The organism is Nocardia altamirensis NBRC 108246 (assembly GCF_001612685.1).
GTDB classification, from domain to species: domain Bacteria; phylum Actinomycetota; class Actinomycetes; order Mycobacteriales; family Mycobacteriaceae; genus Nocardia; species Nocardia altamirensis.
Window position 1 is genome coordinate 26,275 of the sequence record NZ_BDAY01000089.1, and the last position, 25,789, is coordinate 52,063.

Genomic DNA, 25,789 nt, shown 5'->3' on the forward strand with positions numbered 1-25,789 from the left:
CCGAAGCGATAGGAAAGGAGGAATGGAAATGGAAAAGAAGCAATTGACACGGGCTGATCTCGCGAAGATGACGCCCGAGGAAATCGTCAAGGCTCAGAAGGAAGGTCTCTTGAGGGACATTCTGAGCGGCAAGAACAAGCATCCTGCCAGTGCGACGTAAGGCTCACGCACCGCGATAGCGGGAGTGGGTAAGGATCGACCGAAACCAGCTGATAGTGCTATCGCCGCAACGGCAAGGCGCGCAAGCGATTCGGTGAATCCGTGAACTATTAACTCAGCGGGTCTACCCGCTGTCACCGAAAGGGGAAGATCAAATGTCCGTTCTCGAAGAACTGAAGGCCCGCGTGATCGCGGGAGGTAAGGCGACGCCGAAGGAATACGCCGAGGCGCGGGCCACTGACGAGCTGGCCGAACTCAAGGCTCAGTCTGAGGCGCGCGAAGCCAAAGAGAAGGCCGACGCTGAACACCAGGCCGCCGTGGCTGAATTCCTGACCGACTACGAGGAGTTCATGACTACGGACCTCGATCCGCTGCGCGATGCGTACGCGAGGGTTGTGCTGGAGGTTGCCGACCTCCACACCCAGCTCGAGGAACACCGCAAGAAGCAGTCCGGGATCAAGGTGAGGGCTTCGCGGCTGGGCCTGCACAACCATCCCCGTACAGGAAACTCGATTCCCCAGCATGCGCCTGTTCCTGAAGATGCGGAGCGGTGGAGGACTCAGCTCGTGACCGGCGATTACCTCGAACATGCGGTGGAGGAAGGCAAGTGCGGGTTCGTGCAGAGCCGGGGCAAGGCCGTCTCCCACGTGCTCCACACGCCCGAGCGCCGGGAAGAGATTCGTTCGCTGAATGAGCCCGGAGTCAACAAGAAGCAGGTCGGTGCTGAGATGCGCGATCGGATTCTGACCGAGGCCGAGGCGCTGCCCAGCGAGTAAGACTGTGGTCCCGTGACGCCGCCCACGGGGCCAGCAAGGTATGCCGAGAACCAGAGAAAGGGGAAATATCATGCGCAGCAAGCACGATGGGGCCGACGCTCGCACGAACGTGGTCCGGGCTAAGGCACGTCGCGCCAAGGCCGTACGAATGAAGATCGAGGGCGCGAGCTACGCCGAAATCAAGGTGGCGTGTGGATACAACTCGCTCAAGTACACCCGTGAGGAAGTGCGCGACGGGCTCAAGGCGTATTGGGCTCAGGACTTCGAGGAGAAGCAACAGCTATTGGCTCTGGCGATGGGTCGTCTCGACCGCGCGCAGCGAGTGGCTATGAAGCTGATCCTGAACCCCGACGTAGACGCACGCGATCGGGCGAAGGCGATGGATTCGCTCACGGCGCTGCTGAACCGCCAGGCGCGATTCCAGGCTCTCGACGCCAAGCCCACGGCTGACGATGACGGCAACGCTGTCGATCTGTGGCTTATCGAGATTGGCGGACAGGCCGAGCGACCCACTGAGTTGTCCGACGCTGACGAAGACGAGCCGGAGTATGAGGACGGCGACGAAGACTTGGACGACGAGGACGACGAATAGACCCGGAGTGCACAACTGCCCCCGTGCACTCCGCCCAGCCCCGCGACGGGCTTCTCCCCTTCCACCGTCGCGGGGCTTTCTCGTAGCTACCCGATGATGAGGAGGAACAGATGGCCGAGCGGGCCGATGTCAGGAAGCGCCGTGCGAAAGCTCTTGCCATGCGCGAACGTGGGTCGGGTGTGGACGAGATACGCGAAGCGCTGGGTTACAGCACGAATCGTCTTGTCCGACATGACATCCGTAAGGCGCGTCAGGATATCGCGCATCCGAAGCCTGCCCAACGCACTCGCAAGCCGCGCGAGGATGACGGGTTGCCAGTAGACATCCTGACGTCTCGGGATCGTCGCGTGCATAGATTCATCGCGCAACGTACGAAAGAGCGTGAGCGTCGTCTTGAGGGCCTGCTACGCGCGTCCGGGTTGACCGTCGCGCAAATGTCGCCGGAGCGACTGGGTAAACGTGTCTGGCATCTCGAACAGTACGACGCTTTGAACTTCCGGGCAGCGCAACGAATGTGATGGAGCGAGACCGACACGACGCCTGATCACAGTCCACGCATACCGTTGCCGACGTGCGGTGTGGAACCACTCATCTCACATGTCATCAGAACGCAGTTCGTCCATGGCTGCGGCGATCATGGCGCGCGCGTCTTGTCCGTGGATGGCTTGGTCCTTGAGACGGTGGAATGCCTTGTCGTACAACGCTATCTCGCTGGGCTGGGTGATCGTCAGCTCAGCCGAGATGGTCTCGACCTGGACCATGCGGGTGTCGAACATGATGAAGTTGTTGGTGGGCGCGGTGTAGGTATGCGCCGACGGGACGATGCCCAGCACGACGCGAGGCAGAGACATCGCCGTGAGCAATCGGTCCATCTGTTCGAGCATCGTGTCTGCGGTGCCGACGCGGGTGTGGAGAACCTGTTCCGCGAGCATGAAGTAGAACCGGTGATTACCTCGGTACAGGACTTGCTGACGTTCGAGGCGCGCGGAAAGGCTCGCGTCTATCTCGGTCGCTGGCTCGTCGCAGAAGTCGAGCACGGCCCGCAACAGAGCCTCAGCGTAGGGCGGCGTCTGCAACAAGCCTGGCACAAGGACGGGCTCATACCAGCGCATGAGGCTCGTTTTGGCCTCGGATGCGATCGACTGTTTCTGCCTGTGTGGCAAGCGCATCCGTCGCCATTCGAGATAGGCGGTTTCGACGTTGCGCAGGTTGGCGATGAGGTCGGGCACTTGATCCGCGGTGCGGGTGTGGATGCACCAGACGCGCACGTCATCGTCTGTCGGCACCTGCTTGCCGTACTCGATCTTCGAGACCTTGGAAGGGGGCCAACCGGCAAGCTCGGACAGTTGCCTACCGGTCAGCCCTGCATCCTTGCGGAGGTTGCGCAGGCGCTCACCGAACGCCTCGCGGGCCTCTTTCGCGGTAGTGGTCACGCCTTGACGTATTCAGCGTGGGGGACTGCCTTGTCCCACACTCGATTCCACACCGCCCGTGCGTGTTCGACTATCACCGGGTCGTGGCTGATGCCCCACCCGACGTAGCGGCCCGATGGCTCGAAGACTGTGAACGCGAGCGCTCGGTCATCGAGGAGCCAGAAGTCATCCGTAGTCAGCTCGGAAGGGTCGATCAGGTGTCGGGGCAGGTACCGGATTTCCTCGCCTACAGCGATGTTCTGTTCTGAGACAACGAGACCCCACCGGGTGTAGTCGGTGTGTGGCTCGGTGACGACGCGGGCACGGCGAATCTCTCGGCCTGTGCTCGTGACCTCACGAATCAGGTTCCACCAGTCCGTGCCCCATGCGTAGTCGTCGGGCTCGCCGGCCAAAAACTTGCCGAACGGCTCGGCTTCCTCTGGCGTCTCGTACGTGTCGAGCACTTCAAGGTGGTAGGCGCTGTGCTCGCAGGACCGGAGAAGGTCGTCGATTTCCTCACCTTGGAGTAGCTGCATGAATCCAAATCTCCTGTCCTACGGGAACCTCGATGCTGGTCTCGTGGTCCGGGGTGTTCATCTGTGCCAACGCCTCAACGTCCGTCACCGGAGTACCCGTCAGGATGAACGTGCCACGTCCGGTGTCCTCCAACGGTGCGCCGACGCTGGTTCCTGGGCGGGTGTGGGCAAGCAGCCGGTGCGGGATCTCCACGCGGTCATCGTGCCCCTTCACCCTCCAGCTCTGAACGACGTACGTACCTCGGTTCGTGGCGAAGAGCGTTGGGCTTCCACCGTTCTGGGTGTTCTTACCGAGGAACGTTAGGCGCAAGGGTTGATCTTCTGTTGTGGCGTTTCGTGTGATTTCTTCCATGCATCAATCGTCAGACACCGGGAGAAACTGGTCAACAGAAATCGTATCAGCGAGAAATCTAGAGAAATATCGTTCAGGTTTTCGCGCTCAGGTTCTTAGGTTCATCTGCAACGGGTCGGGTGAGGTGTCCACTCCTTCACCCGGCTCGGAGCCAATCTGCGCGACATGAGGAGTCCTGACCATGAAGGACGAACTGACGAGACGGGCTGAACGCCGGTCGATGCGCATTGGTCGCTCGGCTGACGGATACGTGCTGGCAAGCCCGTTTCGGGTGCTGGTCATCGGCTCGTTGGCTGACATCGACGCATGGCTCACTGCGGCAGAAAGCCACGATCGCAACCGCAAACTCATAGTGCCGCAAGGCCGTAACGCTGACCTCTGAGTCGCCATGGTCGTAGCCGCCTTCAGTCTCGCCGTAGTCGCGGCATTCGTGCTCGGCTTCATGCTGGGCCGCCATCGCTCCACACCCCGCCAACCGGGGCGGCACAGCTTCGAGTACTACGCGATGGCCTCTGAGACGACGATGGAGCTGCCCGTCATCACCGACGACGCATCGCACGACGCGACGCATACGGTAGATGGCGTCTGAGATCGTCTGTGAGCGACTGCGATACGTGCGCTCGAGTGATCGTATGGTGGCGATTCGTCAGCGCCGCACGGGCACGCTCGGGGGAGAGTGTCAGTAGCTGTCGGTACGCTCGGATCAACACGAGCCGAGGAGGCAGCATGGCCGTCAGGCCGGGCAGTCACGTATGGGAGCGGATCGACAACGACGGGGTGGTCGAGTTCGCTTGGGGGACATCTACCGCAGGCATCTACGAGGACCTGAAGCGCGGAGACGAGACCCTGAGCATCATGCAGTCCGACCACGAACGAGGCACCGAGGGATGGTGGCTCGATGAGAACGGCTTCAAGTTCCGCGTAGAGAAAGTCATCTTCGACGCTGAGCAGCCCGATCTAGCCATTCGCGTTGTCTCGCACGAACGCCCGCCATTCGGCGAGTGGCAGATAGTCGAGTAGGGCATCCACCACAAAGCCCCGGCCGTAGCCAGGGCTGAGAGGTCGAGCGATCGTTACTCGGCGTTGGGTGTGGATTCCTCGGTTGCCTGCTTCGCGGCTTCTGCCTTGGCGACCTTCGCGGCCTCGCGGTCCTTGGCCCACTTGGTGAAACGAGTCTTCATCGGGCCGACGTCCTTCGTGGTGAACGAGTAGCGCGACCCGGCGCCCACGGCTTCGTAGTCGGTCGATGCGCGGAGGAACACGCGCAGCGTCTTCGGGTCGGTGCCCAGCGCTTCGGCGACCTGCTTCGTGGTCAGCTTGTCGGCGGTGGTCTTCTTCGCGGCGGGGGTGGTCATCGTGGGCTCCTTCGTCGGTGTCGCCTTGGTGGCGTGCGACAGCAACGTAAGAGAGGTCAGGCGCTGGTCCGAACAGATGACGGTGGACTCCGTGGGAAGTTGTGACCTTCGCGCCTGTCGTCATGAGCAGGCGAAGGTGTGTGTCGTGTGCGTGCACTGTGTCGTCTGCGATGCGTGCCGACGTCACGGTGCGAACGTTGACGCCAGGGTGCGAAAAGGTGCGCTCACCTGCGCAGGAGCGATACAGCATCGCGTACCGCGTTGACACGAACGGGCGCTACTTGGATTTCTCGTAATGAAAAGGTCGCGAGTTCGATTCTCGCAGGCGGCTCCACAAAAACCCCTGACGTGTTGTTCACGCCGGGGGCTTGTTGGTTTCGGCCGCCCATTTGCTCGGTGGCCAGGTGTGTCATCCCGTCCTATGGCTCACGAGGGGTCAACACCGCTGCGCTTTGGACTTCGGGTCCAACTAAGCTCCGACGAATTCTTCCCAGCCCTTCGGCGGCTGTCGCCGTCGCGCCGCGGGGGTGGTGTGGACGTGATCGCGGAACATCTTGCGCTGCTGGGTCATCCGATGGTCGACTGTGGCGGCGGATAGGCCGGAACTGACGCGATCAACGGCGTCGACGGCATAGGGTCATCGGGTCGGTGGGCGGTTTGGGACGCGTCTGTCGGCGGTAGATGGGCGGTGCCAGCTGGCACCGCCGTTGCTTTGGTTGTCACAGCTCGGTATCCGCAAACGATGGTCTGTTGAACCTTTCGGGAGGATTTCGAATGAGAAAAACGATGGTCGCCGCTGCACGCGTCGGCGCCGCTGTTGTGTCGGTGCTCGGCTTTGCCGCGGTGGTCGGCGCGGGCACTGCGCACGCCGCGCCGGAGGATTGTGTCGTCACGCGGGACCTGGTCAGCGCGACGGCGACCTGCCATGACGCCGATGCGCCTGCGGGCAGGGAATATGCCCTGGTTGTCGAGTGCTTCGGACTGGCGGGCGTGCCGAATGCCTTTCCGCTCATGGCTATTGGCCCTTATCGGGGCGGGTGGAGCGGTTCGTTCAGTCCGACCGGTCAAGGAACGGCATCGTGTCTGGGGCCGACCAGCATCGGCACCGCGACCAATGCCTACGTGAGGATTTACCGCGACTGATCGAATCGCGGTTCCGTTCAGCGCGACGTGCTGCACGTCGCGCTGAACGGACCGAGTCGCCGCGGCATCGCGGGCCGAGGGGCGCGGCTCAGTTCTGTTGCCGGGCCGCGGCATCGAGATCGTTGGCGCCGATGACGCGTTCAGGAACGAGTCAACGCACCGGACACCAGGTCGGGTGAAAGGACGAAGTCGGGATCGATCTGCGCGACCATCTCCGCACCAGCCCATGCGTTGGCGTTGCGCAGGTGGAATTCGACGGCTTGCCGCTGGTAGGCGACCCAGTCGCGGGTTTCGGCGTCGAGTGCCGACTTGATCTGCGCCAGCGCTTCCCGGTTCTCGGTTTCGAGGTCGGTGATCGGCCGGATGTCGCCGCGTTCGGCCGCGCGCACGTGCCCGGAGCGGCCGATCCAGCACAGCAGGTTTTCGCCGACGTGTTCGCGCAGGAAGGCCAGGTCGTCCGCGTCGCAGATCTTGTTGCCGACGACGACGATGCGGATGCCGAAGTCCTTGGCGTAGTTGAGATATTGGCGATAGACGCCGACGCTGCGCAGGGTCGGTTCGCAGACCAGGGCGGTCAGGTCGAAGCGGGTGAACAGTCCGGAAGCGAACGAGTCGGCTCCGGCTGTCATGTCGACCACCACGTACTCGCCTGCACCGTCGACCATGTGGTTGAGCAACAGTTCGGCCGCGCCGACTTTGGAGTGGTAGCAGGCCACCCCGAGATCCTCGTCGGTGAACGGTCCGGTCACCATCAGGCGGGCGCCGCCGACGTTGCGCACACAGGCGGAGTAGATGGGGTTGTCTTCGGTGACCCGCAGCAGCCGCGAGCCCGATCCCGGCGGGGTGGTCTTGATCATCGCCTCGGCCGACGGGATCCGTGGGTTGTCCCCGCGCAGGAATTCCTTGATCAGCGGCAGGTGCGCGCCCAGGGTGGGCAGCGTCAGCGACTCCTCTTCACCGGCCCCCAATGCCGCGGCCAGATGCTGATTGATGTCGGCATCGATCGCCAGGGTTGGCGCCCCGCGCTCGACCAGATGCCGGATGAACAGCGAGGACAGCGTCGTCTTGCCACTGCCGCCCTTGCCGACGAAGGCGATCTTCACAGCACACACCTCTCACATCGGTAACGATATTCATGTTCGTGATAGCGACAACAACCTACTCGACGCCTTGCCCCGATCGAGCCCATGTGGTCCTGTGGTCTGCGGGTTCCCTTCTACCGCAACATATTCCAGGCGACACGCGCACGAGGCGGCCCCGGCACGTGAAGCGAGTGTCATCGCTACGTGCCTGAGGCCCGTGCCAATTCGAATCCTGTGGTCCGATCCCGAGTGCGGGGTTGAAGACGCAGGTCAGCGTGCAGGCGGACAAATTTTCAAAAAAGTTCTCGGCCCGTGTCGATCTATCGTGCCCCCCGTTCGACCTAGGGATGAAAGGGTCCAAACGGGACCCCGGCTGAACCTAGGAGAGGGAATCATGAAGTACATGCTGGTGATGCGTGCGACCGACGAGGGCTACGCGAGCATGGGCGAGGTCGACTTCGACAAGATGTTGGAGACGATCGGGCGGTTCAACGACGAGATGATCCGGGCGGGCGTGCTGCTCGCTGCGGAAGGGCTCGAGGATCCCGCCGACGGTGTGGTGGTGGACTTTTCGTCCGAGCCGCCGATCGTCACCGACGGGCCGTACGGGGAGACCAAGGAGTTGTTCGGCGGGTTCTACATCTTGAATGTGGCGTCCAAGGAGGAGGCGATCGAGTGGGCCAAGCGCGCGCCGCTGGCCGGTCCCGGCTTCAAGACCGAGATCAGGCGGGTCTCGACGATCGACGAATTCCCGCAGGACAACGAGTGGATCCAGAAAGAGCGGGCGTGGCGCGAAGCCACCGGCCAGCTCTGAGCGGGACAGCGGGCGATGGCCGAACACTCCGGTCGTGAGGCCGTCGCCGCGGTCTGGCGGATCGAATCCGCGCGCATCGTCGGTGCGCTGGCCCGCTACACCGGCGACTTCGCGCTTGCCGAGGACCTCGCACAGGAGGCGCTGGCCGAGGCGCTGGTGACCTGGCCGCGCGACGGCGTGCCGCGCAATCCGGCGGGCTGGCTGCTCACCGTCGGCAAGCGCCGGGCCATCGACGGGTTCCGGCGTCGCTCCGCGCTCGACGATCGGTACGCGGCGCTCGCCCACCATCTGGGCGAGGGCGGCACCGTTGCGGGCGGCGATCCGGCCGATCCCGCGGCGGCCGACGAGGTGCTGTGGGATCCGGACCAGATCGACGACGACGTGCTCGCGCTGATGTTCATCTCCTGTCACCCGACGCTGTCGAGGGATGCGCGGATTGCGCTCACGCTGCGCGTCATCGGCGGTCTGACCAGCGACGAGATCGCCAAGGCGTGCCTGGTGCCGACGGCGACGGTGCAGGCTCGGATCACCAGGGCGAAGAAAACCCTTGCCGCGGCGCGGGTTCGGTTCGAGGTGCCGTCGGCGCAGGAGCGGGGCGCGCGGCTCGGCTCGGTGCTGAACGTGGTGTATCTGATCTTCACCGAGGGCTCGTCGGCGAGTTCGGGCAGCGACCTGATCCGGTTCGAATTGGCAGGCGAGGCACAGCGATTGGCGCGGGTGCTGGCCAGGCTGGTGCCGACCGAGCCGGAGGTGTACGGGCTGCTGGCACTGCTGGAACTTACAGCGGCACGGTTTCCCGCACGCACCGGACCTGACGGACAGCCGGTGCTGCTCGAGCAGCAGGACCGCAGGCGGTGGGACCGGGCCGCGATCCGCCGTGGGCGCGCGGCGTTGCAGCGCGCGACAGAGGTCGGTCGTGGTCTCGGCGCTTACGGTCTGCAGGCCGCGATCGCCGAATGTCATGCTGTCGCACCGTCGGTCGAGGAGACGGCATGGGACCGCATCGTCGTGCTGTACGAGGCGCTCGGCAGGCTCGCGCCGTCGCCGGTGGTCGATCTGAATCGTGCGGTCGCGGTGTCCATGGCGCAAGGGCCAGCGGCCGCGTTGCCGATCGTGGACGAGTTGATGGCCGCCGAAACACTCTCGGGGACACATCTTTTGCCGAGTGTCCGCGGCGAACTGATGATCCGGTTGGGCCGGACCGCGGAGGCGCGGATCGAGCTGGAACGCGCAATTGCCTTGTGCGGCAACGACCGTGAACGAACCGTGCTGTTAGGGAAGCTCGCTGCGCTGAAGGACGGCTAAAAGCGTTGTGGCGGAGCCGAATCCAGCGCTGCGGGGTGTTGCTCCTGGGCCGGGCGCCGTTGATCGGCCCAGGAGAACAGTTGTGGGTCAGCCGGCGGCGGCGGTGCGGCGGCCCGCCTGCGCGGCGACGAGTTCGAGCTCGGCGTTGAAGCGGTCGGCGGCCTCGATGTTGCCGAGGTGGCCGGTGGGCCAGCTGTGGTACGCGGCGAGGTGGCCGGTGCGGGCCAGGACGTCGGCGATCCGGCGGGACATCCGCTCGGGCAGCAGATGGTCGTGGCTGCCCGCGATGACGGTGGTCGGCACGGTGAGATGCTGGGCGCCGTCGCTCAGGTCGATGTCGGCGAGGGCGGCGGCATGCCTGCCCCTGGTGAGCGGGCGACACGAGCGGACGATGCCGAGGGCGAAGTTCACCTCGTCGGCGGTCGCCTTCTTGCACATCACCCTGGCCTTGAACAGCGCGCCGACCGGCCAGCCGCCGGGCAGCGGGACCGGGGTGGTGAGCACGGTCTCGGAAATGAACGTCGGCAGCCGTACCGGGGTGCCGAGCAGCGTGACCGGCTTGTTCTGCACGGTCAGCGGCTTGTTGAGCAGCGGGAGCAGATCGGTGTCGTACCGGATGTTGCCCGAGGTGGTGTTCAGCAGGATGGCGGCGGCGGCCCGGCGCCGGACCTGGTCGGGGTAGTGGGCGGCCCACGCCTGAATCGTCATTCCGCCCATGCTGTGCCCGGCGAGCACGGCCCGCTGGCCGGGGCGCAAGGTCGCGTCGAGCACGGCGGACAGGTCGTCGGCGAGGGTTTCCCGGCTCGGCATGCGGGAGCCGAGCTGGCTCGCGCCGTGGCCGCGCTGGTCGTAGCAGACCACCCGGTAGCGATCCGCGAAGGCGTTGATCTGCGGGTTCCAGTACTCGATGCTGCAGCTCCAGCCGTGGATCAGCACGATAACGTCGCCGTCGGCGGGCCCGTAGGCGTGCACCCGGAGTCGGGCGCCATCGATGGTGGTGACCGGGATGACCTCGTGCGGGGCGGTGGGGGCGTTCAACGACGCGGTCCGGAAGGTACGCGAACGTAGTCCGGCACGATATGCGGCGGTCAGCGCGCCATTTCGCGCGTCCGCCAGCGTCTTCATCGACTTCACCAGCATCGGGCACTCCTTTGTGTCTGCCGCCACAGTACAGTGCAAGCAAAGTGCTTGCTAGTGCTAGCGCACGGTGGCGAAACTTCTGGCTCGTCAGGGGGAATACCCGGAATCGAGCTCAATGACACTGTCTCTCTTCACAAAAACGCCGCCGGTGTGGCGGTTCTTCCGGGTCATCGCGACACGCCCATGCGATTGTTAGCCCGCGGCACGGCGATTCGATAACGGTTCGCCTGGCGGATCGGACAGCGCCGCGATTTCCTCGGGGATCACCAGGCACACCTGATCGTCCGGATGAAAGTCGCTCGGCACATCGCTGCGATTGGGTGCATGGACGAAAACGACCACCGATGAGCCGTCGCCAGGATCGATCTCGACCGCGACCATGTGCTCGCGATTGTCGTCGGCGAGGTCGCCTTCCCTCGGTGTGCGCCAGTGCCCCACATGCCCGAATTCGAGCTTGCGAGTCGCGCTGACCCCGAATCCGTCGAGCCGGGTAGAACCAGCGGCATCCACCCTGGAAATTGTACTCTACCTGCGAAAAGAGGAAACCCCATCGATCTTGTCCGACCCAGGTGCGATGATCGGCGGCGTGGCTTCCGATGAGATCGGCTTCGCGGCACCGATACCCGTGCTCCGCATGTTCGACGTCGCGCGGGCATACGAGTTCTATCGCGACTATCTAGGCTTCACCGTCGACTGGGAACACCGGTTCGGCGATGACTTTCCGTTGTACGCACAGGTTTCCCGGTCCTCGATGAAGCTGCATCTCAGCGAGCACCACGGTGACGGCACCCCGGGCACGGTGGTGTGGATCGAGGTCGCCGATGTGTACGCCTGGCAGGCCGAGTTGGCGGGCAAGCAGTACCGCTACGCCAAACCGGGCTGCCCCGAAGAGGGTCCGGCCGGGCCGGGATTCGAGCTGGCCGATCCGTCCGGCAACATCCTGCGCTTCGCGCAACCGGAGGATTAGCTGCGCAGCCGGTAGCGGCGCCCGGTGGCGCGCAGTTACCGTGGGTGCTGTGGAAAGTACGCACGTCGCACCGGAACCGGCGGCACCTTCGGACTCCGCCAACCCGTCCCGGTCCGGCCTGCGGGGGATGGGGATACCGCTGCTGGTCGCTGGCGTCGGCATCGGCGTCGGTGTGCTGCTGCACCTGCGCGACCCGCACGTCGAGGGTTCCTACGGCATCTGCCCGGTGTACGCGCTCACCGGTTGGTGGTGCCCAGGCTGCGGTGGCATGCGGGCGATCAACAACCTGACCAACGGCAACCTGCTCGATTCGGTGCAGAGCAACGTGCTTGCCGTGCCCCTCGTGCTCGCCTTCGTGCTGTGGGTCGGCGACTGGACATTGCGGGCCTGGCGCGGCGAACGCATGCGCCTGCCGTCCATCAACGCCGTCACGATGTGGACGTTCTTCGCGCTGCTCGCGGTATACACGGTGCTGCGCAACACCCCGTGGGGAACCTGGCTCGCACCGGTCTGAGCGCGCCGCACTCGACGGCGTCGCCCCGTGTTCTGAGGCGAAAGGCGTTGTGCCTATACCGCGTTGGCGGGCGGCAACTGCGGAAGCGGCTGCTCGGTCAACCACTGGTCCCAGAGCGGGCGCAGCGGAACCCGGCTGTAGTGCCCGGCCAGATCGGTGAACTCCTCGGTGGTGACCGACCCGTGCCGGTAGCGAATTGTCCACTCCCGCAACAGATCGAAGAACGCGGTGTCGCCGAGCTCCAGGCGTAACGCGTGCAGGGTGAGCGCACCGCGCTTGTACACCCGATCATCGAACATGCGCAGCGGGCCCGGATCGCCGACGACGATGTCCTGCGACTGCCTCGACAGGTTGTGCCTGGCCGCTCTGGCCAGTTGGTCGGCGGTCGGCCCGCCCGCCTCCTCGGACCAGATCCATTCGGCGTAACAGGCGAAGCCTTCGTGTAGCCAGATATCGCGCCACTTCGCGATGGTGAGGCTGTTGCCGAACCACTGGTGCGCCAACTCGTGTGCGACCAGTCGTTCGGCGCCGCGTCTACCGTCGCAGTGGTTGGCGCCGAAGATCGAAATGCCTTGCGCCTCGATCGGGATCTCCAGGTCGTCGTCGGTGACGACCACGGTGTAGCCCTCGAAAGGGTAGGGCCCGAACCGTTCGGCGAAGACCTCCATCATCCGCGGCTGCCTGGCGAAGTCGTGCTCGAAATTGGCGCGCAGCCGCGGCGGCACGACGGCCTGCATCGGCACCGCGCCGTGTGCGGTCGGGATGCGGTGCTTTTGATAGGCGCCGATCTGGATGGTCGCCAGATAACTCGACATGGGTTCGGCCTGCTCGTACACCCAGGTGGTCTGGCTCGCCTTGGTCTGCTTGCGCAGCAGCGTGCCGTTGGCCAGCGCGTAGTACGGAGTGTCCGTGGTGATCGAAATCCGGTAGCTCGCTTTGGAACTCGGATGATCGTCGCAGGGAAACCAGGACGCGGCGCCGTTGGGCTGGCTGGCCACCAGCGCGCCTTCGGTGAGTTCCTCCCAGCCGACCTCACCCCACGGGCCGCGCACCGGCTTCGGCGTGCCGCCGTACTGGATGACCAGCGAAAGCACGCCACCGGCCGGGATCCGCTGCTGCGGAGTGATCGTCAATTTGCCGCGCTGGTGCAGGTATTTCGCGGCCTTGGCGCCGTTGACGAACACCTTGGACACGGTGAGCGCTTGCGAGAGGTCCACCGCGAACCGCGGCCGGACCGCGGTGGTCACCGCGGTGATCTCGGCGCGGCCGGTCAGCCGATTGCTGGCGACCTTGTAGATGAGTTCGAGCTCGTAGCGGGATACCCGATATCCCCGGTTTCCGTTTTGCGGCAGATACTCGTCGATGGGCTCTTCATAGAACTTGTCCGGCATCAGTGAGGCGCTCCGGGGTCGCCGCGGAACCAAGGCGCGATCGGGTTGCCCCACCAGCGAGTGGACGGTGGCACGGTGTCGCCGCGCATGACCAGCGAGGCGGGGCCGATGGTCGCACCCTCGCCGATGGTCGACGCGGGCAGCGCGACGCAGTGCGGGCCGAGGGTGGCGCCGGGGCCGAGGATGACGGTGTCCATGGACATGATGCGGTCGTGGAAGAGATGGGTCTGCACGACGCAGCCGCGTTCCACGGTCGCGCCGTCACCGAGTGTCACCAGGTCAGCCTCCGGTAGCCAATAAGATTCGCACCATACCCCGCGGCCGATCTTGGCGCCGAGGCCGCGCAGCCACAGGTTGAGTACCGGAGTACCCGTGGCGGCGCGGGCAAACCATGGTGCGGCAACGGCTTCCACGAAAGTGTCGGAGACCTCGTTGCGCCACACGAACGAACTCCACAGCGGATGCTCCTCGGCGCGAATCCGCCCGATCAGCAACCACTTCGCGGCCACCGAGCTGGCGCCGGCGAGCGCTCCCGCCGCCAGCAGCACCAGCCCGCTGAGCAGTGCGGTGGCGAGATGGCCGAGGTTCTCGGCGAGCCAGGCGAGGGTGAACAGCACGCCGAGTCCGATGGCGAAGGTCACCAGAACCGGGATCAGGCGGCAGGTTTCGACGATGCCGCGGGCGAGCCGAAGCCGCGGCGGCGGATCGAAGGTGCGCGCGGTGTCGGAGTGATCGGAGGCGCGGCGCAGCCGCACCGGCGGGCTGCCCAGCCAGGACGAGCCTGCCTTCGCCTTGGACGGCGCGGCCGAAAGCACCGCGACCAGACCGTTTTTCGGTACCCGCCGACCGGGCGCGGTCATGCCGGAGTTGCCGAGGAAGGCCCGCTTGCCGACCTTCGCCTCGCCGATCCGCAGCCAGCCGCCGCCGAGCTCGTAGCTGGCGATCATGGTGTCGTCGGCGAGGAAGGCGCCGTCGGCGACCGTGGTGAACTTGGGCAGCAGCAGCACCGTCGACGCCTCGACGCCCTTGCCGATCTTCGCGCCGAGCAGGCGGAGCCAGATCGGGGTGAGCAGGCTTGCGTAGAGCGGGAAGAGGAAGGTACGGGCCGAGTCCAGCAGTCGCTCGGTCGACCACACCTGCCAGCCGACCCGGCTGCGCACCGGGTGGTAGCCCTCTTTCAGGCCGATGCTGAGCAGTCGCACCGCGACGATGGTGACCGCCGCGTACACCGCGAGGCTGAGCAGCGTCGCGACCGGCAGGATCGCGAAGGCGCGGCCCAAACCGCCTGCGAGCGTGCGGGTATCGCGGATGAACCAGGCGATGAACAGCCCGCCCGCGCCGAGCCCGAGGATGGGCACCGCGGCGAGCGCCATCGAGGTGATGCCGAAGATCGCCACCCAGTGCGCTGCCCGCTTGGGCGTGTGCGCGGGCCAGCGGTGGTGTGCCTTACCGATTTTCGCGGCGGGCGAGCCTGCCCATTCCTGCTCGGCCTTGACCTTGCCCGAGACGGCGGAGCCCGCCGCGACCTCGGCGTTCTTGCCGATCTTGGTGCCGGGCAACAGGATCGATCTGGCGCCGACCACCGCGCCTGCCCCGACGGTGACCGGGCCGAGGTGCACGACGTCGCCGTCGAGCCAGTAGCCGGACAGGTCGACCTCGGGCTCGACGCTGCAGCCGTCGCCCAATTCGAGCATGCCGGTCACCGGCGGCAGGGTGTGCAGGTCGACACCCTTGCCGATCTTCGCGCCGAGCGCTCGCGCGAACGGCACCATCCACGGTGCGCCCGAGAGGTTTTCGGCGCCGCTGGCCTCGGACAGCCGCACCGCGGCCCACAGGCGCAGATGGACCGAGCCGCCGCGCGGGTACTGACCGGGTCGCACCCCGCGCAGCAGCAGGCGGGCGCCGACCACGCAGATGGCCATCCGGCCGAGCGGGGAGATGAAGAGCAGGAACGCGGCAAGCGTCCACCACCAGGACAACTGCGGCAGCCACGGCAGCGATCCGGACCATGCCGCGATATTGCCGACGATCGCGAGCCAGGTGAGCCACTGCAGGCCGGTGAGCGTGGTGAGCGGGATGGTGGCGAGCACTTGGGCGGCCTGAGCGGACAGCGGCGTCGGGCGGACGACGCGCTCCTCGACGGCGACGGCCGGTGTGCTCTGCTCCAGCAGTTCGGCGAGCGCGCCGAGCCTGGGATGGTCGTAGAGGTCGGCGACGGTGATCTGTGGATAACGCTCGCGCAGCGCGGTGACGAGTTGCGCCGCCGCCAGCGAGCCGCCGCCAAGGTCGAAGAAGTCGGCGTCCAGGTCGGTGACCTCGCCGCCGAGCACCGAATCCCACAGCCCGGCCACCCACTGTGCGACGCCGGTGAGATCGTTGTCGGCATCGTCGTCGGTGCTGTTGGGCAGCGGCCACGGCAGTGCGTTGCGGTCGACCTTGCCCGAGGTGCGGGTCGGCAGTTCGTCGACGAGCGCCAGCCTCGGCACCAGCGGGGCCGGAAGCTGTTCGGCCAGTTGGGCTCTGGCGCCCTTGAGGTCGAAGTCGGCGCCGGGGCCGGTGAGGTAGCCGACCAGGATCTTGTTGCCTGCCTTGGTGGTCCGGATCGCCGCCGCGGCGCCGGTGACGCCGGATAGGTGCTGCAGCGCGTTGTCGATCTCGCCGAGCTCGATGCGGCGTCCGCCGAGCTTGATCTGGTCGTCGGCGCGGCCGAGGAAGACCAGGCCCGTGCTGTCGTTGCGGACCAGATCGCCACTGCGGTAGGCGCGATCCCAGCCGACCGAAGGCAGCGGCGCGTACTTCTCCGCGTCCTTCGCGGGATCGAGATAGCGGGCCAGGCCGACGCCACCGATCACCAGCTCACCGGATTCGCCCTCGCCCACCGGGTTTCCGGCGGAGTCGACCACAACGAGGTCCCAGCCGTCGAGCGGGAGTCCGATCCGGATCGGCCACTCGCCGTCGAGCAGTGCGGCGCAGGCGACCACCGTTGCCTCGGTGGGGCCGTAGGTATTCCAGACCTCACGTTCCGAATCACCGTTTCCGGCAAGGCGTTCCGCGAGCTCGGGTGGTACCGCCTCACCGCCGAAGATCAAAAGCCGGACCGCGTCGAGCGCCTCGGCAGGCCAGGTCGCGGCCAGCGTCGGCACCGTCGAGACGACGCTGATCTCCCTGCGCACCAGCCACGGGCCGAGATCGGCGCCGGTGCGGACCAGGTCACGCGGCGCGGGCACCAGGCAGGCGCCGTTGCGCCAGGCCAGCCACATCTCCTCGCAGGAGGCGTCGAACGCCACCGAGAGGCCGGCCAGGACACGGTCGCCGGGGCCGATCGGGGCGTCCGGCAGGAACAGCCTGGCCTCGGCGTCGACGAAGGCGGCGGCGTTGCGGTGGGTCACCGCAACGCCTTTCGGGGTTCCGGTGGAACCGGAGGTGAAGATGATCCACGCGTCGTCGGCGGGGGTCGGCAGCGCACTGACGCCCTCGTCGAGCGAGCGCTCGGCCGCGGCACGGATGCCCGCCGGTGTCGTTTCGATGCCTGCGGCGGTGACGATGGCGGTGACTTGAGCCTCGCCGAAGACCAGTTGGGCGCGCTCGTCCGGATCGTCGGCGTCGACCGGGACGTAGGCGGCGCCCGCATACAGCACGGCGAGGATGGTGAGGTAGAGGTCGCTGGCGCCCGACGGCATCCGCACGCCGACCCGGTCGCCTGGCCGCACGCCCGCGGTGGCGAGCCTGGCCATGATCTTCTCGATCTCGACGACCATTTCGAGATAGCTGAGGACCGTGTCGCCGTCGTCGATGGCGGGCGCATCGGGATGCGTGAGCGCCGTCGCGGTCAGGATGTCGACGAGGGTCCGGGCCGGTGGTGTGTTCGGGGTGCCGAGTAGCGGGTCAACCGTCGCATCAACCTGTGGCTGGAGCATGACGCCCTGCCCACCTCCCATTCGCCCGCCTCGCACTTCCTGGTGTTGTTTCTGTCATAGCTGGGTTACCAGTTGGCAAACGCCATGGTGACCAGTTGTCCAGGCTACTCGGGGTTGTCGACGTTTGTTGTTCACCGGCGCGGATGCCCGGCTCGGCACCGTCGCTGGAGTTGTTGCAGGTCGTGGCGATTTCTGTCAGGCGCGCCGAAGCAATGCCTGGTTGGCGGGTTGCGGAGGGGGTTCGCCAGACGGTCGCTGCGCGGTGCGGTCCGCAGCGATGTGATTCCGCTCATCGGGCTGGTGATCTTGCAGCTCAGAGCGTTTCGCGCCCGGCGTGGCGCGGTGCGGTCAGGCCGCGGAGGCGGCGGTGCCGATGCCGAGGGTGACCAGAATGGCGGCGCTGGCCTGTTCGAGCCGATCCCGGATCTTCGGGCGGCGCAGCAGCGTGACCGCTCGGGAGGCGGCCAGGGCCAGGAGCACCATCGCTACCGCGGCGATGGCCGATTCGACGGCGCCGAGCGCGAGGGTGTTGGCGAAGGTGACCTCGGTCAGGAACTGCGGTAGCACGGCGAGGTAGAACAGGCCGACTTTCGGGTTGAACATGCACGAGACGATGCCCGCGGTGAACGCCGAGCGAACCGAGGTGCGCGCGCCGGACCCGATGTCGACCTGATCCTCGGCGGCAGCGGCGGCCCGTGCCGCCCTGCGTTGCCGTCGCTGATCGAGCAACGCGCGAATACCCAAGTACAGCAAGTAGATTCCGCCGACGATCTTGAGCGCGCGATAGGCGGTCGCTGACTGCTCCAGCAGCGCGGCGACGCCGGCCGCGACCACCACCGCCCACAACAGGCCGCCGAGTGCCGACCCGATGGCCGCCGCGATCCCCGGTCGCGCGTCCACGATCGAGAACCTCAGCACCAGAAACGAATCCGGGCCAGGAGTGATCGACAGCAGGACGCACAGGCCGATGAAGCTCAGCAGCAGGGAAAGTGACACTCAACGATGGGAACTCACGGTGACGCGATAAGCAACGGGTTTATGCCCGCCAGTGGGTGTCCTGTTGACAGGGCGGGTGATCTTCTGTCAATCTCGGGACAGGTCATGAGTACCAGCGTTCAGCCCCGGCTTGCTGGTCGGCAACCCTCCTCCGCGGTGGGGTGCTCCGGGTGACGACCGGGCCGACGCCCAACCGGGTGCGGCAAGCGCGGACTCGCTGAATCTTGCTGATTACGGGTCCCAGAGCCGACGGGATTTTCGTGATGACTGCTGTTGTGGACCAGAACTGTGCGCTGGCCCGAGTCTCGGGTGACGACCTGCGGGTGCCGCTCGTCCAAGGCGGAACCACCACCTATGCCAATTTCGACTACGCCGCGAGCGCACCCGCATTGGCGCAGGTGACCGACCGGGTGCAGCAGCTGCTGCCGTTCTACGCGAGCGTGCATCGCGGCGCGGGCTACGCCTCGCGCATCTCCACCGAGTGCTACGAGGCCGCGCGCGGTTCGGTGACCCGGTTCCTCGACGCCACCGACGATCAGGTAGTCGTCTTCACCCGCAACACCACCGACTCGCTGAACCTGCTCGCGTCCTGCGTGCCGGGCGACACCGTGGTGCTCGACATCGAACATCACGCCAACTTTCTGCCGTGGACCAAGCACGGCCGCCGCGTCGTGCACGCCGCGGCCACCGTCGAGGAGACGGTCGGCAGGCTGGTCGCGGAGCTGTGCAGCAAGCCTGCCGCGCTGCTCGCGGTGACCGGCGCCTCGAACGTCACCGGCGAGGTGCTTCCGCTGGAGCGCCTGGCCACCGTCGCGCACCAGTGCGGTGCCCGCATCCTCGTCGATGCCGCTCAACTGGCGCCGCATCGGCGAATCAGCCTGCGTGAGACGGGCATCGATTACGTGGTGTTTTCCGGTCACAAGCTGTACGCGCCGTTCGGCGCCGGTGTGCTCGTCGGCCGCAGGGACTGGCTGGATGCGGCCGAGCCGTACCTCGCCGGCGGTGGTGCGGTCCGTGAGGTCACCACCGGCGGCGCCGAATGGGCGGCCGCGCCGCAGCGGCACGAGGGTGGTTCGCCGAACGTGCTCGGCGCCGCCGCGCTCGCCGCTGCCTGCGACGCGCTCTGTGAGATCGACGCGGAAACTCTCGCCGCACACGAACATCGGCTCGCCGATCGGCTGCGCGCAGGCCTCGCCGCGATCCCCGGCGTGCAGCTGCTGAGCATCTGGACCGACAGCCCCGACACCGTCGGCATCGTCGCCTTCACTCTCGACGGTTTCGTCCCCGGCCACGTCGCCGCCTACCTCTCCGCCGAGCACGGGATCGGCGTCCGCGACGGCCGCTTCTGCGCCCACCCCCTGCTGGCCCGCCTCGGCCTGGACGGCGCCCTGCGCGCCAGCATCGGCCTCGGCACCACCCCCGCCGACGTCGACCGCCTCATCGAAGCCGTCGCCACCCTGGTCAACACCGGCCCGGCCTGGAACTACGCCGCCACCAACAACGTATGGAACCCCACCCCCGAAACCCGCCCCTTCACCTCAACCGCCCCCGTCGGCGCCGCCCCCTGCCTCGTCGACTAGCCGCAGCACCCTCGATCAGCTTGATCCGCACCTGTTCTCGGGATCCACACGTCCCGCGACAGGTGCGGTTTCAGTCCGGATGCTCAGTCGCCGAGTTTGGTGGGGCGGTGGTAGCGGCCGTTGTAGTAGAGGAGGGGGACGGCGGCGGGGGAGTCGTTGGTGTTGTCGTGGACTCGGGTGACGAGGCCGACGACGAGGGTGTGGTCGCCGAGGGGAATGAGTTGGTGGACGGTGGCGCGGAGCCAGATGGGGGTGCCGTGCAGGACCGGTTCGCCGGTGTCGAGGGTGGTCCACAGGGATCGGTCCGAGAAGCGTTCTTCGGCGGTGCGGGCGAAGCGCTGGGCCAGGTGGTGCTGGTGTTCGCCGAGGAAGTGGATGACGACGGAGTCGGCGTCTAGCAGGGCGGCCAGGCTCGACGAGGTGTGCGCGATGTTGAACGAGACCAGCGGCGGCGCCAGCGACAGGGACGCGAAAGAGGTCGCGGTGAAGCCGATCGGGCCGTTCGGTGAGTTCAGCGTGACGACGGTGACGCCGGCCGGGTAGTGGCGCATGGAGGCGCGGAACTGCTCGGCGGTGATCCCGCTCAGGTCGTCGGGGACCTGGAAATCCGTGGCGGGCCGTTCTGCTTCGGTCACCCGTCCAAACCTACGCTCCCCCGCCTCTCCGGGAATTCATGCCAGACGTGGGTGCCTCGACAGCGGTGTTGGCGACCGGCGGAGATATTGGTGCAGAGTTAGCCAGTGCCCGACGAGTTACCCATGTTTTTGCGAGATCAGTGGGATAGCGGGCAAAAGACAGAGCGAGGGCGACCGCAGTTTCAGTCGACGTCGATCGGCAGGCCTGCGGTGATGCGTACCAGCTCGTGAAAAGAGGTGCGGAACACTGTGTTCGGGTGCCCGCCCGCGGCCCAGACCTCGCGATGTTGCGAGAGCGCGGTGTCCACCCAGGTCGGCAGGTTGGTGGGATGCCCGACCGGCGCGATCCCGCCGATCGGCTGCCCGGTCACCTCGCGGACCATGTCGGCAGGCGCGTGCGTGAGCGTGCCTTCCAGGCGTTTCCCGGTCGATTCCAGGTCGACCTCGTGCTTGCCGGAGACCAGGAGCAGCACCGGATCGTCGTCGAGCAGGAACAATCCCGCGGTGATGATCGCGCCGACGTCGACGCCGAGTGCTCGCGCCGCGTCCGCGACCGTTGGTGTCGGTACCGGCTGGGTCACGATGACACCGTGATGGCCTCGAGCGATGAGGGTGTCCGCGACTCGGCAGGCGATCGGTGGCAATGTCGACCTGCGCATGACACCAGAGTAGAGCGATCCAGGGTCGTACGTCTGGCTACTTCTGGAATGCCTCAGTAATCGGGATAGCCCTCGCTCGGTCCGAGCATGGTGCTGAGGCGCGCGCGGGTGATCTGCGCAAGCACGGTGCCGCTGCCGCCCGAGACATGTTCGTGCACAACTACTTCGAGTGCCCGATCCAAGTCGTCCTGAGACAGCGCGAGCAGCTCGATATCGGCTTCGGCCAGCAGCGCGTCCTGATCGGCGTAGGGTCGGGAGTCGGCGAGCTTGGCGGCCCAGGTGACATTGCCGCAGCATTCGAACAGTGCGTGTATCGCACGGGCACGGGTGATTTCGTTGAATCGGTCGAGACCGATTCCCTGATGCATCAGCATGATGGCCTCCGAGGCGATGAAGTGCGGGTGCTGATGCACTCATGATCCGGCAGCCGACCCGGTGGGACCTAGTGCGCCGCAGTGATTTTGCGCAGGGTTTACATAGCGGGTGGTTGCGGTGAAATTCCTGGCCAGCGCGGTGCCCTGGCCTTTCGGCGCACGCCGAGGCAGGCTCCTCTACGCTGTACGAATGACAGAATGGCAGGCTTTCACCGTAGAAACGAAGGACCACGTCGCGCAGGTGACGCTGACCGGTCCCGGCAAGGGCAACGCGATGGGCCCGGATTTCTGGCGGGAGCTGCCGGAGATCTTCCAGGCGCTCGACGCCGACCCCGAGGTGCGCGCGATCGTGCTGACCGGCTCGGGCAAGCACTTCTCCTACGGCCTGGACCTGCCCGCGATGAGCGGCACGTTCGGCCCGCTGATGGGTGAGCGGGCGCTGGCCGCGCCGCGTACCGAATTCCTCGTCGAGGTGCGCAAGATGCAGGCCGCGGTGACCGCGGTGGCCGACAGCCGCAAGCCGGTGATCGCCGCGATCTCCGGCTGGTGCATCGGTGGCGGGCTCGATCTGATCGCCGCCGCCGACATCCGCTACGCGAGCGCGGACGCCAAGTTCAGCCTGCGCGAGGCGAAGGTCGCGATCGTCGCCGATATCGGGTCGCTGCACCGGCTGCCCGGCATCATCGGCGAGGGGCACCTGCGCGAACTCGCGTACACGGCCAAGGACATCGACGCCGCGCGCGCCGAGAAGATCGGCCTGGTCAACGATGTGTTCGCCGATCAGGAGGCAGCGCTGGACGCGGCGCACGCGACGGCACGCGAGATCGCCGCGAACCCGCCGCTGGTGGTGCAGGGCGTGAAGGACGTGCTCGATCAGCGCACCAAGGACGAGGTGGCCGCAGGCCTGCGCTACGTGTCCGCGTGGAACGCCGCGTTCCTTCCGTCGGAGGATCTGACCGAGGCGCTGAAGGCCGTCTTCGAGAAGCGCGCGCCCGAGTTCAAGGGTAAGTAAAGCCCGGTTTACCGCTTGCCCCAGTGGCAAGTCTGCGGACATACTTGCATCGCACAACTAATTGATTGATGCAAGCAAAGGTAAGTGTGTGGATCCCGAATCGCTCGACACGATCGCCGCGCAGCTCAGCCGATTGCAGCGGATTCGAGATCGCACGGCAGCCCAGCTGGGCACGTGGACCAAGGACGGTATCGATCCGGCAGCCTTCGGAGCGCTGATGCGGCTCTGCTGTGACGGACCGATGCGATCGGGCGAGCTCGCCGCGGTGCTGCATTCGGATGCGTCGACGGTCAGTCGCCAGGTGGCCCAGTTGGTCGCCCAGCATCTGGTCGAGCGGCAGGCCGACCCGGATGACGGCAGGGCAACTGTGCTCGTCGTCACCGAGCGGGGGCGCACGGTCGCCGAACGGATTCGCAAACGCCGCAACGAGAACCTGACCAGGGTCATGTCCGATTGGACGCCACAATCCGTGGCCGACTTCGCCGCATTGCTGCGGCAGTTCGTCGACGACTTCGAGCGCGCAAGACCAGAGATGGTCGCCGCTATGCGCCGCAACTGGGACCAGGCCTTTAGTGAAACGGAGAACGACACGTGACATCGGAGACCATGGAGGCGCCACCGGCTTTCACCCATCGGCAGATCTTGGTGATCCTGAGCGGGTTGATGCTCGGAATGTTGCTGGCGGCGCTCGACCAGACGATCGTGTCCACCGCGATCCGCACCATCGCCGACGACCTCAACGGCTACTCGTTGCAGGCGTGGGCGACTACCGCGTACCTGATCACCGCGACCCTGGCGACGCCGTTGTACGGCAAGTTGTCCGACATGTTCGGCCGCAAGCAGTTCTTCATGCTTGCCATCGCGATCTTCATCGTCGGCTCGCTGCTGTGCACGCTGGCCCAGTCGATGTATCAGCTCGCGGCGTTCCGCGCCGTGCAGGGCATCGGCGCAGGCGGCCTGATGTCGTTGGCGCTCACCATTCTCGGCGATATCGTCGGGCCGCGGGAACGCGCCAAGTATCAGGGCTACTTCCTTGCCGTGTTCGGTACCTCCAGCGTGATCGGCCCCGTCCTCGGCGGCGTGCTCGCTGGGCAGGACACCATTCTCGGGGTGAGCGGCTGGCGCTGGGTCTTCCTGGTGAACGTGCCCGTCGGCCTGATCGCGCTCGCCGTGGTGTACCGGGTGCTGAAACTGCCGAAGCGGCCGCATTCCACCGACCGGGTGGACTGGTGGGGCGTGCTCGTCCTGGCGATCGGCCTGGTCCCGTTGCTCATCGTCGCCGAGCAGGGACGTGAATGGGGCTGGGGCAGTGGGCGTTCGGTGACCTGCTACGTGATCGGCGTGGTCGGCATCATCGGGTTCGTGCTGGTGGAGAAGCGGCTGCGGGACGCGGCGCTGATTCCGCTGCGGATGTTCACCAACACCACGTTCGCGCTCGGCGTGGTGATCTCGTTCGTTGTCGGCGCCGCGATGTTCGGCGGCATCTCGCTGCTGCCGCAGTACCTGCAGGTGGTGCGCGGGGCGAGCCCGACGCTGGCAGGCCTGCAGATGCTGCCGATGGTGCTCGGCCTGATGACCGGTTCGGTGATTTCCGGCCAGTTGATCGCGCGGACCGGCCGCTATCGCGCCTTCACGCTGATCGGTGCGACCATGCTGACGCTCGGCCTGTTCCTGCTGCACTACCTGAACGCCGACAGCCCGCTGTGGCTGGTGATGGTCTTCATGGCATGCACCGGTTTCGGGCTCGGCAACCTGATGCAGCCGCTCACGCTGGCGCTGCAGAACGCGTTGCCGCCCAAGGACATGGGCGTGTCCACCGCGGCCGCGACGTTCTTCCGCCAGATCGGCGGCACGCTCGGTGTCGCGGTGTTCCTGTCCATCCTGTTCGCGCAGCTCTCGCCGAACATCTCCGACGAGATGCGCAGTGCCGCTGCCGATCCGCAGTTCCAGCACGCGGTGGTCGAGGGCGTGAACAGCACCAACCCTGTTGACGCCGCGCTGTCGAAAGGCCTGCTTGCGCAGGACACCTCGGCCGCAGGCAAGGTGCTGCAGGACAGTTCGATCATCCAGCAGCTGAACCCGGAGCTGGCCCGCCCGTTCAAGGTCGGCTTCGCGGAGTCCATGTCGACGGTGTTCCTGTCCGTGACCGGCGTCGCGCTGCTCGCGCTGATCCTGGTGGTGTTCTGGAAGGAAGTGCCGTTGCGCACGATGGGCGGCATTCAGGCGGCCAGAGCCGAAGCGGCCGAGAAGAACTCGGTGAACGATGTCGAGGTGCGGGTGATGGATCAGGCCGGGCTCATGCTCGGCGGCGGTGAGGCGGTGAGCCCGCCGAACGGTGGCGGTCTCGACCGGGCCGCCGGTAGATCGGCGGACGGATCCGGTACTACGTGAGCCAATTCGCTTGGGCCTGCACCGCGCCCGGGACTGTGACGGTCCCGGGCGCGGTGTGCGCTGTCATGAGGACCGCATGAACGGGGTGATCCGCGCGCTGGGCGACAAGTTCCGGCGGTTGCCCGGTGCGATCTGGTACCTGGCGGTCGGCGGCGTGACCTCGTTCGTGTCCCTGTTCGCGCTGATCGGATTGCTGCTCGTCGCCGCCTTCTGCCTGATCGGTGTGGGGATTCCGGCACTGCCCGAAGCGTTTCGGGTCGTCCGGCCGCTGCTCTCGTTCGAACGCCGCAGGGCCGCACAGTATCTCGGAGCCCCGATCGTCGAGTCGTATGAGCCCTTCACCGGCGGCCTGCGGCAGCGGGTGACCACGGTGTTCACCGATCCCGCCAATCGCAGGGATTTCGCCTGGCTGGCCGCGCACGGGACGACCGGACTGTTCATCGGGACCTTCGCGATCGGCATACCGCTCGGCGCGCTCAATCAGCTGCTGATCCCGGCCTACTGGCAGGCGGCGCCCGAAGGCGACGTCATCACGTTCGGCTTCCTGGTCGACTCCTGGCCGCTGGCGGCGTTGAGCTTTCTCCTCGCATTTCCGTTGATCGCCGTGACGCTGCGCCTCCCGGCCGTGGCCCGCTGGCAGGCGTCGGCGGCGCGCTACCTGCTCGGACCGGCCGAGGGCGCCGTGCT

Annotated in this window: 30 protein-coding genes and 1 riboswitch; of the genes, 17 read left to right on the forward strand and 13 right to left on the reverse strand. The window is 66.4% G+C overall.

Translation table 11 applies throughout. The features are described 5' to 3' along the window. The first annotated feature begins 28 nt into the window (after window positions 1-28). The 4 genes from NA11_RS47110 (at window position 29) to NA11_RS45230 (ending at window position 2,045) form a co-directional block, all read left to right on the forward strand. Entirely contained in the window at window positions 29-160 is a 132-nt protein-coding gene (locus NA11_RS47110) for a hypothetical protein (protein ID WP_281197151.1), read from the forward strand. Window positions 161-314: 154 nt separating this feature from the next. Then, window positions 315-935 (forward strand): hypothetical protein, encoded by a 621-nt coding sequence (locus tag NA11_RS35930; RefSeq protein ID WP_069166534.1) that lies wholly within the window; start codon window positions 315-317, stop codon window positions 933-935. Between the two features lie 70 nt (window positions 936-1,005). Further along, a complete protein-coding gene (locus tag NA11_RS35935; RefSeq protein ID WP_069166535.1) occupies window positions 1,006-1,527 on the forward strand; it encodes a hypothetical protein in 522 nt (173 codons plus the stop codon). A 110-nt stretch (window positions 1,528-1,637) separates the two neighbouring features. Further along, window positions 1,638-2,045: a hypothetical protein gene (locus NA11_RS45230; protein ID WP_141718038.1), complete on the forward strand. Its 408-nt coding sequence runs from the start codon at window positions 1,638-1,640 to the stop codon at window positions 2,043-2,045. Between the two features lie 75 nt (window positions 2,046-2,120). Here NA11_RS45230 and NA11_RS35945 read toward each other — a convergent pair whose 3' ends face one another. From NA11_RS35945 to NA11_RS35955, 3 genes are read right to left on the reverse strand one after another with little or no spacing between them, the layout of a single operon-like run. Further along, window positions 2,121-2,960 carry a helix-turn-helix domain-containing protein gene (locus NA11_RS35945; protein ID WP_069166537.1) on the reverse strand — a complete coding sequence of 280 codons (840 nt, stop codon included), beginning with the start codon at window positions 2,958-2,960 and terminating at the stop codon, window positions 2,121-2,123. Beyond that, complete coding sequence (locus NA11_RS35950) at window positions 2,957-3,475, reverse strand: DUF6879 family protein (RefSeq protein ID WP_069166538.1); 519 nt, start codon at window positions 3,473-3,475, stop codon at window positions 2,957-2,959. Before NA11_RS35950 ends, NA11_RS35945 begins: the two co-directional genes overlap by 4 nt. Next, on the reverse strand, window positions 3,456-3,827 hold the full coding sequence (locus tag NA11_RS35955) for a hypothetical protein (RefSeq protein WP_218023445.1): 372 nt from the start codon (window positions 3,825-3,827) through the stop codon (window positions 3,456-3,458). The genes NA11_RS35950 and NA11_RS35955 overlap by 20 nt, the downstream gene beginning before the upstream one ends. A 181-nt stretch (window positions 3,828-4,008) precedes the next feature. On the opposite strand from NA11_RS35955, the gene NA11_RS35960 reads away from it, so the two are divergent. From NA11_RS35960 to NA11_RS35970, 3 genes are all read left to right on the forward strand, one after another. Beyond that, window positions 4,009-4,209, forward strand: a complete 201-nt coding sequence (locus NA11_RS35960) for a hypothetical protein (RefSeq protein WP_069166539.1) — start codon at window positions 4,009-4,011, stop codon at window positions 4,207-4,209. A gap of 6 nt (window positions 4,210-4,215) precedes the next feature. Next, window positions 4,216-4,416 (forward strand): hypothetical protein, encoded by a 201-nt coding sequence (locus tag NA11_RS35965; protein WP_069166540.1) that lies wholly within the window; start codon window positions 4,216-4,218, stop codon window positions 4,414-4,416. Window positions 4,417-4,553: 137 nt separating this feature from the next. Continuing rightward, window positions 4,554-4,847: a hypothetical protein gene (locus NA11_RS35970; RefSeq protein WP_069166541.1), complete on the forward strand. Its 294-nt coding sequence runs from the start codon at window positions 4,554-4,556 to the stop codon at window positions 4,845-4,847. A gap of 53 nt (window positions 4,848-4,900) precedes the next feature. Here NA11_RS35970 and NA11_RS35975 read toward each other — a convergent pair whose 3' ends face one another. Then, window positions 4,901-5,182, reverse strand: a complete 282-nt coding sequence (locus tag NA11_RS35975) for a hypothetical protein (RefSeq protein ID WP_069166565.1) — start codon at window positions 5,180-5,182, stop codon at window positions 4,901-4,903. 774 nt (window positions 5,183-5,956) lie between these two features. On the opposite strand from NA11_RS35975, the gene NA11_RS35980 reads away from it, so the two are divergent. Continuing rightward, on the forward strand, window positions 5,957-6,325 hold the full coding sequence (locus NA11_RS35980) for a hypothetical protein (protein WP_245746439.1): 369 nt from the start codon (window positions 5,957-5,959) through the stop codon (window positions 6,323-6,325). Window positions 6,326-6,465: 140 nt separating this feature from the next. On the opposite strand, the gene NA11_RS35985 is transcribed toward NA11_RS35980, so the two are convergent. Further along, window positions 6,466-7,428, reverse strand: coding sequence for an ATP-binding protein (locus NA11_RS35985; protein WP_069166542.1), 963 nt, complete (start codon window positions 7,426-7,428; stop codon window positions 6,466-6,468). Between the two features lie 373 nt (window positions 7,429-7,801). Here NA11_RS35985 and NA11_RS35990 point away from each other — a divergent pair, with 373 nt between their 5' ends. Continuing rightward, complete coding sequence (locus NA11_RS35990; RefSeq protein ID WP_069166543.1) at window positions 7,802-8,221, forward strand: YciI family protein; 420 nt, start codon at window positions 7,802-7,804, stop codon at window positions 8,219-8,221. A gap of 15 nt (window positions 8,222-8,236) precedes the next feature. Then, window positions 8,237-9,526 carry an RNA polymerase sigma factor gene (locus NA11_RS35995; RefSeq protein WP_069166544.1) on the forward strand — a complete coding sequence of 430 codons (1,290 nt, stop codon included), beginning with the start codon at window positions 8,237-8,239 and terminating at the stop codon, window positions 9,524-9,526. Between the two features lie 87 nt (window positions 9,527-9,613). Here the strand turns inward: NA11_RS35995 and NA11_RS36000 are convergent, their stop codons facing one another. After that, window positions 9,614-10,666, reverse strand: a complete 1,053-nt coding sequence (locus tag NA11_RS36000) for an alpha/beta fold hydrolase (protein WP_069166545.1) — start codon at window positions 10,664-10,666, stop codon at window positions 9,614-9,616. 192 nt (window positions 10,667-10,858) lie between these two features. Beyond that, window positions 10,859-11,176, reverse strand: coding sequence for a hypothetical protein (locus NA11_RS36005; RefSeq protein WP_069166546.1), 318 nt, complete (start codon window positions 11,174-11,176; stop codon window positions 10,859-10,861). A gap of 76 nt (window positions 11,177-11,252) precedes the next feature. On the opposite strand from NA11_RS36005, the gene NA11_RS36010 reads away from it, so the two are divergent. Continuing rightward, a complete protein-coding gene (locus NA11_RS36010; RefSeq protein WP_245746442.1) occupies window positions 11,253-11,633 on the forward strand; it encodes a glyoxalase superfamily protein in 381 nt (126 codons plus the stop codon). Between the two features lie 49 nt (window positions 11,634-11,682). Then, window positions 11,683-12,147, forward strand: coding sequence for a DUF2752 domain-containing protein (locus NA11_RS36015; protein ID WP_084655353.1), 465 nt, complete (start codon window positions 11,683-11,685; stop codon window positions 12,145-12,147). Between the two features lie 53 nt (window positions 12,148-12,200). On the opposite strand, the gene NA11_RS36020 is transcribed toward NA11_RS36015, so the two are convergent. The 3 genes from NA11_RS36020 to NA11_RS36030 form a co-directional block, all read right to left on the reverse strand. After that, window positions 12,201-13,538: a M1 family metallopeptidase gene (locus tag NA11_RS36020; protein ID WP_069166549.1), complete on the reverse strand. Its 1,338-nt coding sequence runs from the start codon at window positions 13,536-13,538 to the stop codon at window positions 12,201-12,203. Then, the gene (locus tag NA11_RS36025) at window positions 13,538-17,455 is read right to left on the reverse strand and encodes a Pls/PosA family non-ribosomal peptide synthetase (protein WP_069166550.1); all 3,918 of its coding nucleotides are present in this window, start codon (window positions 17,453-17,455) and stop codon (window positions 13,538-13,540) included. Before NA11_RS36025 ends, NA11_RS36020 begins: the two co-directional genes overlap by 1 nt. A 348-nt stretch (window positions 17,456-17,803) precedes the next feature. Continuing rightward, entirely contained in the window at window positions 17,804-18,451 is a 648-nt protein-coding gene (locus NA11_RS36030; protein ID WP_069166551.1) for a LysE family translocator, read from the reverse strand. Between the two features lie 101 nt (window positions 18,452-18,552). Next, a riboswitch (SAM riboswitch) is annotated at window positions 18,553-18,666 on the forward strand. 48 nt (window positions 18,667-18,714) lie between these two features. Here NA11_RS36030 and NA11_RS36035 point away from each other — a divergent pair. Continuing rightward, a complete protein-coding gene (locus NA11_RS36035) occupies window positions 18,715-20,031 on the forward strand; it encodes an aminotransferase class V-fold PLP-dependent enzyme (RefSeq protein ID WP_069166552.1) in 1,317 nt (438 codons plus the stop codon). A gap of 83 nt (window positions 20,032-20,114) precedes the next feature. On the opposite strand, the gene NA11_RS36040 is transcribed toward NA11_RS36035, so the two are convergent. The 3 genes from NA11_RS36040 to NA11_RS36050 all read right to left on the reverse strand — a co-directional run bounded on the left by NA11_RS36040 (window position 20,115) and on the right by NA11_RS36050 (window position 21,699). Beyond that, window positions 20,115-20,666, reverse strand: coding sequence for a flavin reductase family protein (locus tag NA11_RS36040; protein WP_069166553.1), 552 nt, complete (start codon window positions 20,664-20,666; stop codon window positions 20,115-20,117). Window positions 20,667-20,848: 182 nt separating this feature from the next. Further along, window positions 20,849-21,325 (reverse strand): YbaK/EbsC family protein, encoded by a 477-nt coding sequence (locus NA11_RS36045; protein WP_069166554.1) that lies wholly within the window; start codon window positions 21,323-21,325, stop codon window positions 20,849-20,851. 53 nt (window positions 21,326-21,378) lie between these two features. After that, window positions 21,379-21,699 (reverse strand): 2-oxo-4-hydroxy-4-carboxy-5-ureidoimidazoline decarboxylase, encoded by a 321-nt coding sequence (locus NA11_RS36050; protein WP_069166567.1) that lies wholly within the window; start codon window positions 21,697-21,699, stop codon window positions 21,379-21,381. Window positions 21,700-21,889: 190 nt separating this feature from the next. Between NA11_RS36050 and NA11_RS36055 the strand changes: the two genes are divergently transcribed. The 4 genes from NA11_RS36055 to NA11_RS36070 all read left to right on the forward strand — a co-directional run. Beyond that, a complete protein-coding gene (locus NA11_RS36055; RefSeq protein ID WP_069166555.1) occupies window positions 21,890-22,711 on the forward strand; it encodes a crotonase/enoyl-CoA hydratase family protein in 822 nt (273 codons plus the stop codon). A gap of 88 nt (window positions 22,712-22,799) precedes the next feature. Continuing rightward, window positions 22,800-23,306 carry a MarR family winged helix-turn-helix transcriptional regulator gene (locus NA11_RS36060; RefSeq protein WP_069166556.1) on the forward strand — a complete coding sequence of 169 codons (507 nt, stop codon included), beginning with the start codon at window positions 22,800-22,802 and terminating at the stop codon, window positions 23,304-23,306. A gap of 11 nt (window positions 23,307-23,317) precedes the next feature. Continuing rightward, entirely contained in the window at window positions 23,318-25,102 is a 1,785-nt protein-coding gene (locus tag NA11_RS36065; protein WP_069166557.1) for an MDR family MFS transporter, read from the forward strand. A 76-nt stretch (window positions 25,103-25,178) separates the two neighbouring features. Next, window positions 25,179-25,789: sensor domain-containing protein (locus tag NA11_RS36070; RefSeq protein ID WP_174567782.1), on the forward strand; the 611-nt coding region annotated here is incomplete at its 3' end.

Bases quoted from the DNA above. Each gene is read 5' to 3' on its own strand.
- NA11_RS47110 (WP_281197151.1), top strand. From the start codon at position 29: ATGGAAAAGAAGCAATTGACACGGGCTGATCTCGCGAAGATGACGCCC.
- NA11_RS35930 (WP_069166534.1), top strand. From the start codon at position 315: ATGTCCGTTCTCGAAGAACTGAAGGCCCGCGTGATCGCGGGAGGTAAG.
- NA11_RS35935 (WP_069166535.1), top strand. From the start codon at position 1,006: ATGCGCAGCAAGCACGATGGGGCCGACGCTCGCACGAACGTGGTCCGG.
- NA11_RS45230 (WP_141718038.1), top strand. From the start codon at position 1,638: ATGGCCGAGCGGGCCGATGTCAGGAAGCGCCGTGCGAAAGCTCTTGCC.
- NA11_RS35950 (WP_069166538.1), bottom strand. From the start codon at position 3,475: ATGCAGCTACTCCAAGGTGAGGAAATCGACGACCTTCTCCGGTCCTGC.
- NA11_RS35955 (WP_218023445.1), bottom strand. From the start codon at position 3,827: ATGGAAGAAATCACACGAAACGCCACAACAGAAGATCAACCCTTGCGC.
- NA11_RS35960 (WP_069166539.1), top strand. From the start codon at position 4,009: ATGAAGGACGAACTGACGAGACGGGCTGAACGCCGGTCGATGCGCATT.
- NA11_RS35965 (WP_069166540.1), top strand. From the start codon at position 4,216: ATGGTCGTAGCCGCCTTCAGTCTCGCCGTAGTCGCGGCATTCGTGCTC.
- NA11_RS35970 (WP_069166541.1), top strand. From the start codon at position 4,554: ATGGCCGTCAGGCCGGGCAGTCACGTATGGGAGCGGATCGACAACGAC.
- NA11_RS35975 (WP_069166565.1), bottom strand. From the start codon at position 5,182: ATGACCACCCCCGCCGCGAAGAAGACCACCGCCGACAAGCTGACCACG.
- NA11_RS35980 (WP_245746439.1), top strand. From the start codon at position 5,957: ATGAGAAAAACGATGGTCGCCGCTGCACGCGTCGGCGCCGCTGTTGTG.
- NA11_RS35990 (WP_069166543.1), top strand. From the start codon at position 7,802: ATGAAGTACATGCTGGTGATGCGTGCGACCGACGAGGGCTACGCGAGC.
- NA11_RS35995 (WP_069166544.1), top strand. From the start codon at position 8,237: ATGGCCGAACACTCCGGTCGTGAGGCCGTCGCCGCGGTCTGGCGGATC.
- NA11_RS36000 (WP_069166545.1), bottom strand. From the start codon at position 10,666: ATGCTGGTGAAGTCGATGAAGACGCTGGCGGACGCGCGAAATGGCGCG.
- NA11_RS36020 (WP_069166549.1), bottom strand. From the start codon at position 13,538: ATGCCGGACAAGTTCTATGAAGAGCCCATCGACGAGTATCTGCCGCAA.
- NA11_RS36025 (WP_069166550.1), bottom strand. From the start codon at position 17,455: ATGCTCCAGCCACAGGTTGATGCGACGGTTGACCCGCTACTCGGCACC.
- NA11_RS36035 (WP_069166552.1), top strand. From the start codon at position 18,715: ATGACTGCTGTTGTGGACCAGAACTGTGCGCTGGCCCGAGTCTCGGGT.
- NA11_RS36045 (WP_069166554.1), bottom strand. From the start codon at position 21,325: ATGCGCAGGTCGACATTGCCACCGATCGCCTGCCGAGTCGCGGACACC.
- NA11_RS36050 (WP_069166567.1), bottom strand. From the start codon at position 21,699: ATGCTGATGCATCAGGGAATCGGTCTCGACCGATTCAACGAAATCACC.
- NA11_RS36055 (WP_069166555.1), top strand. From the start codon at position 21,890: ATGACAGAATGGCAGGCTTTCACCGTAGAAACGAAGGACCACGTCGCG.
- NA11_RS36065 (WP_069166557.1), top strand. From the start codon at position 23,318: ATGGAGGCGCCACCGGCTTTCACCCATCGGCAGATCTTGGTGATCCTG.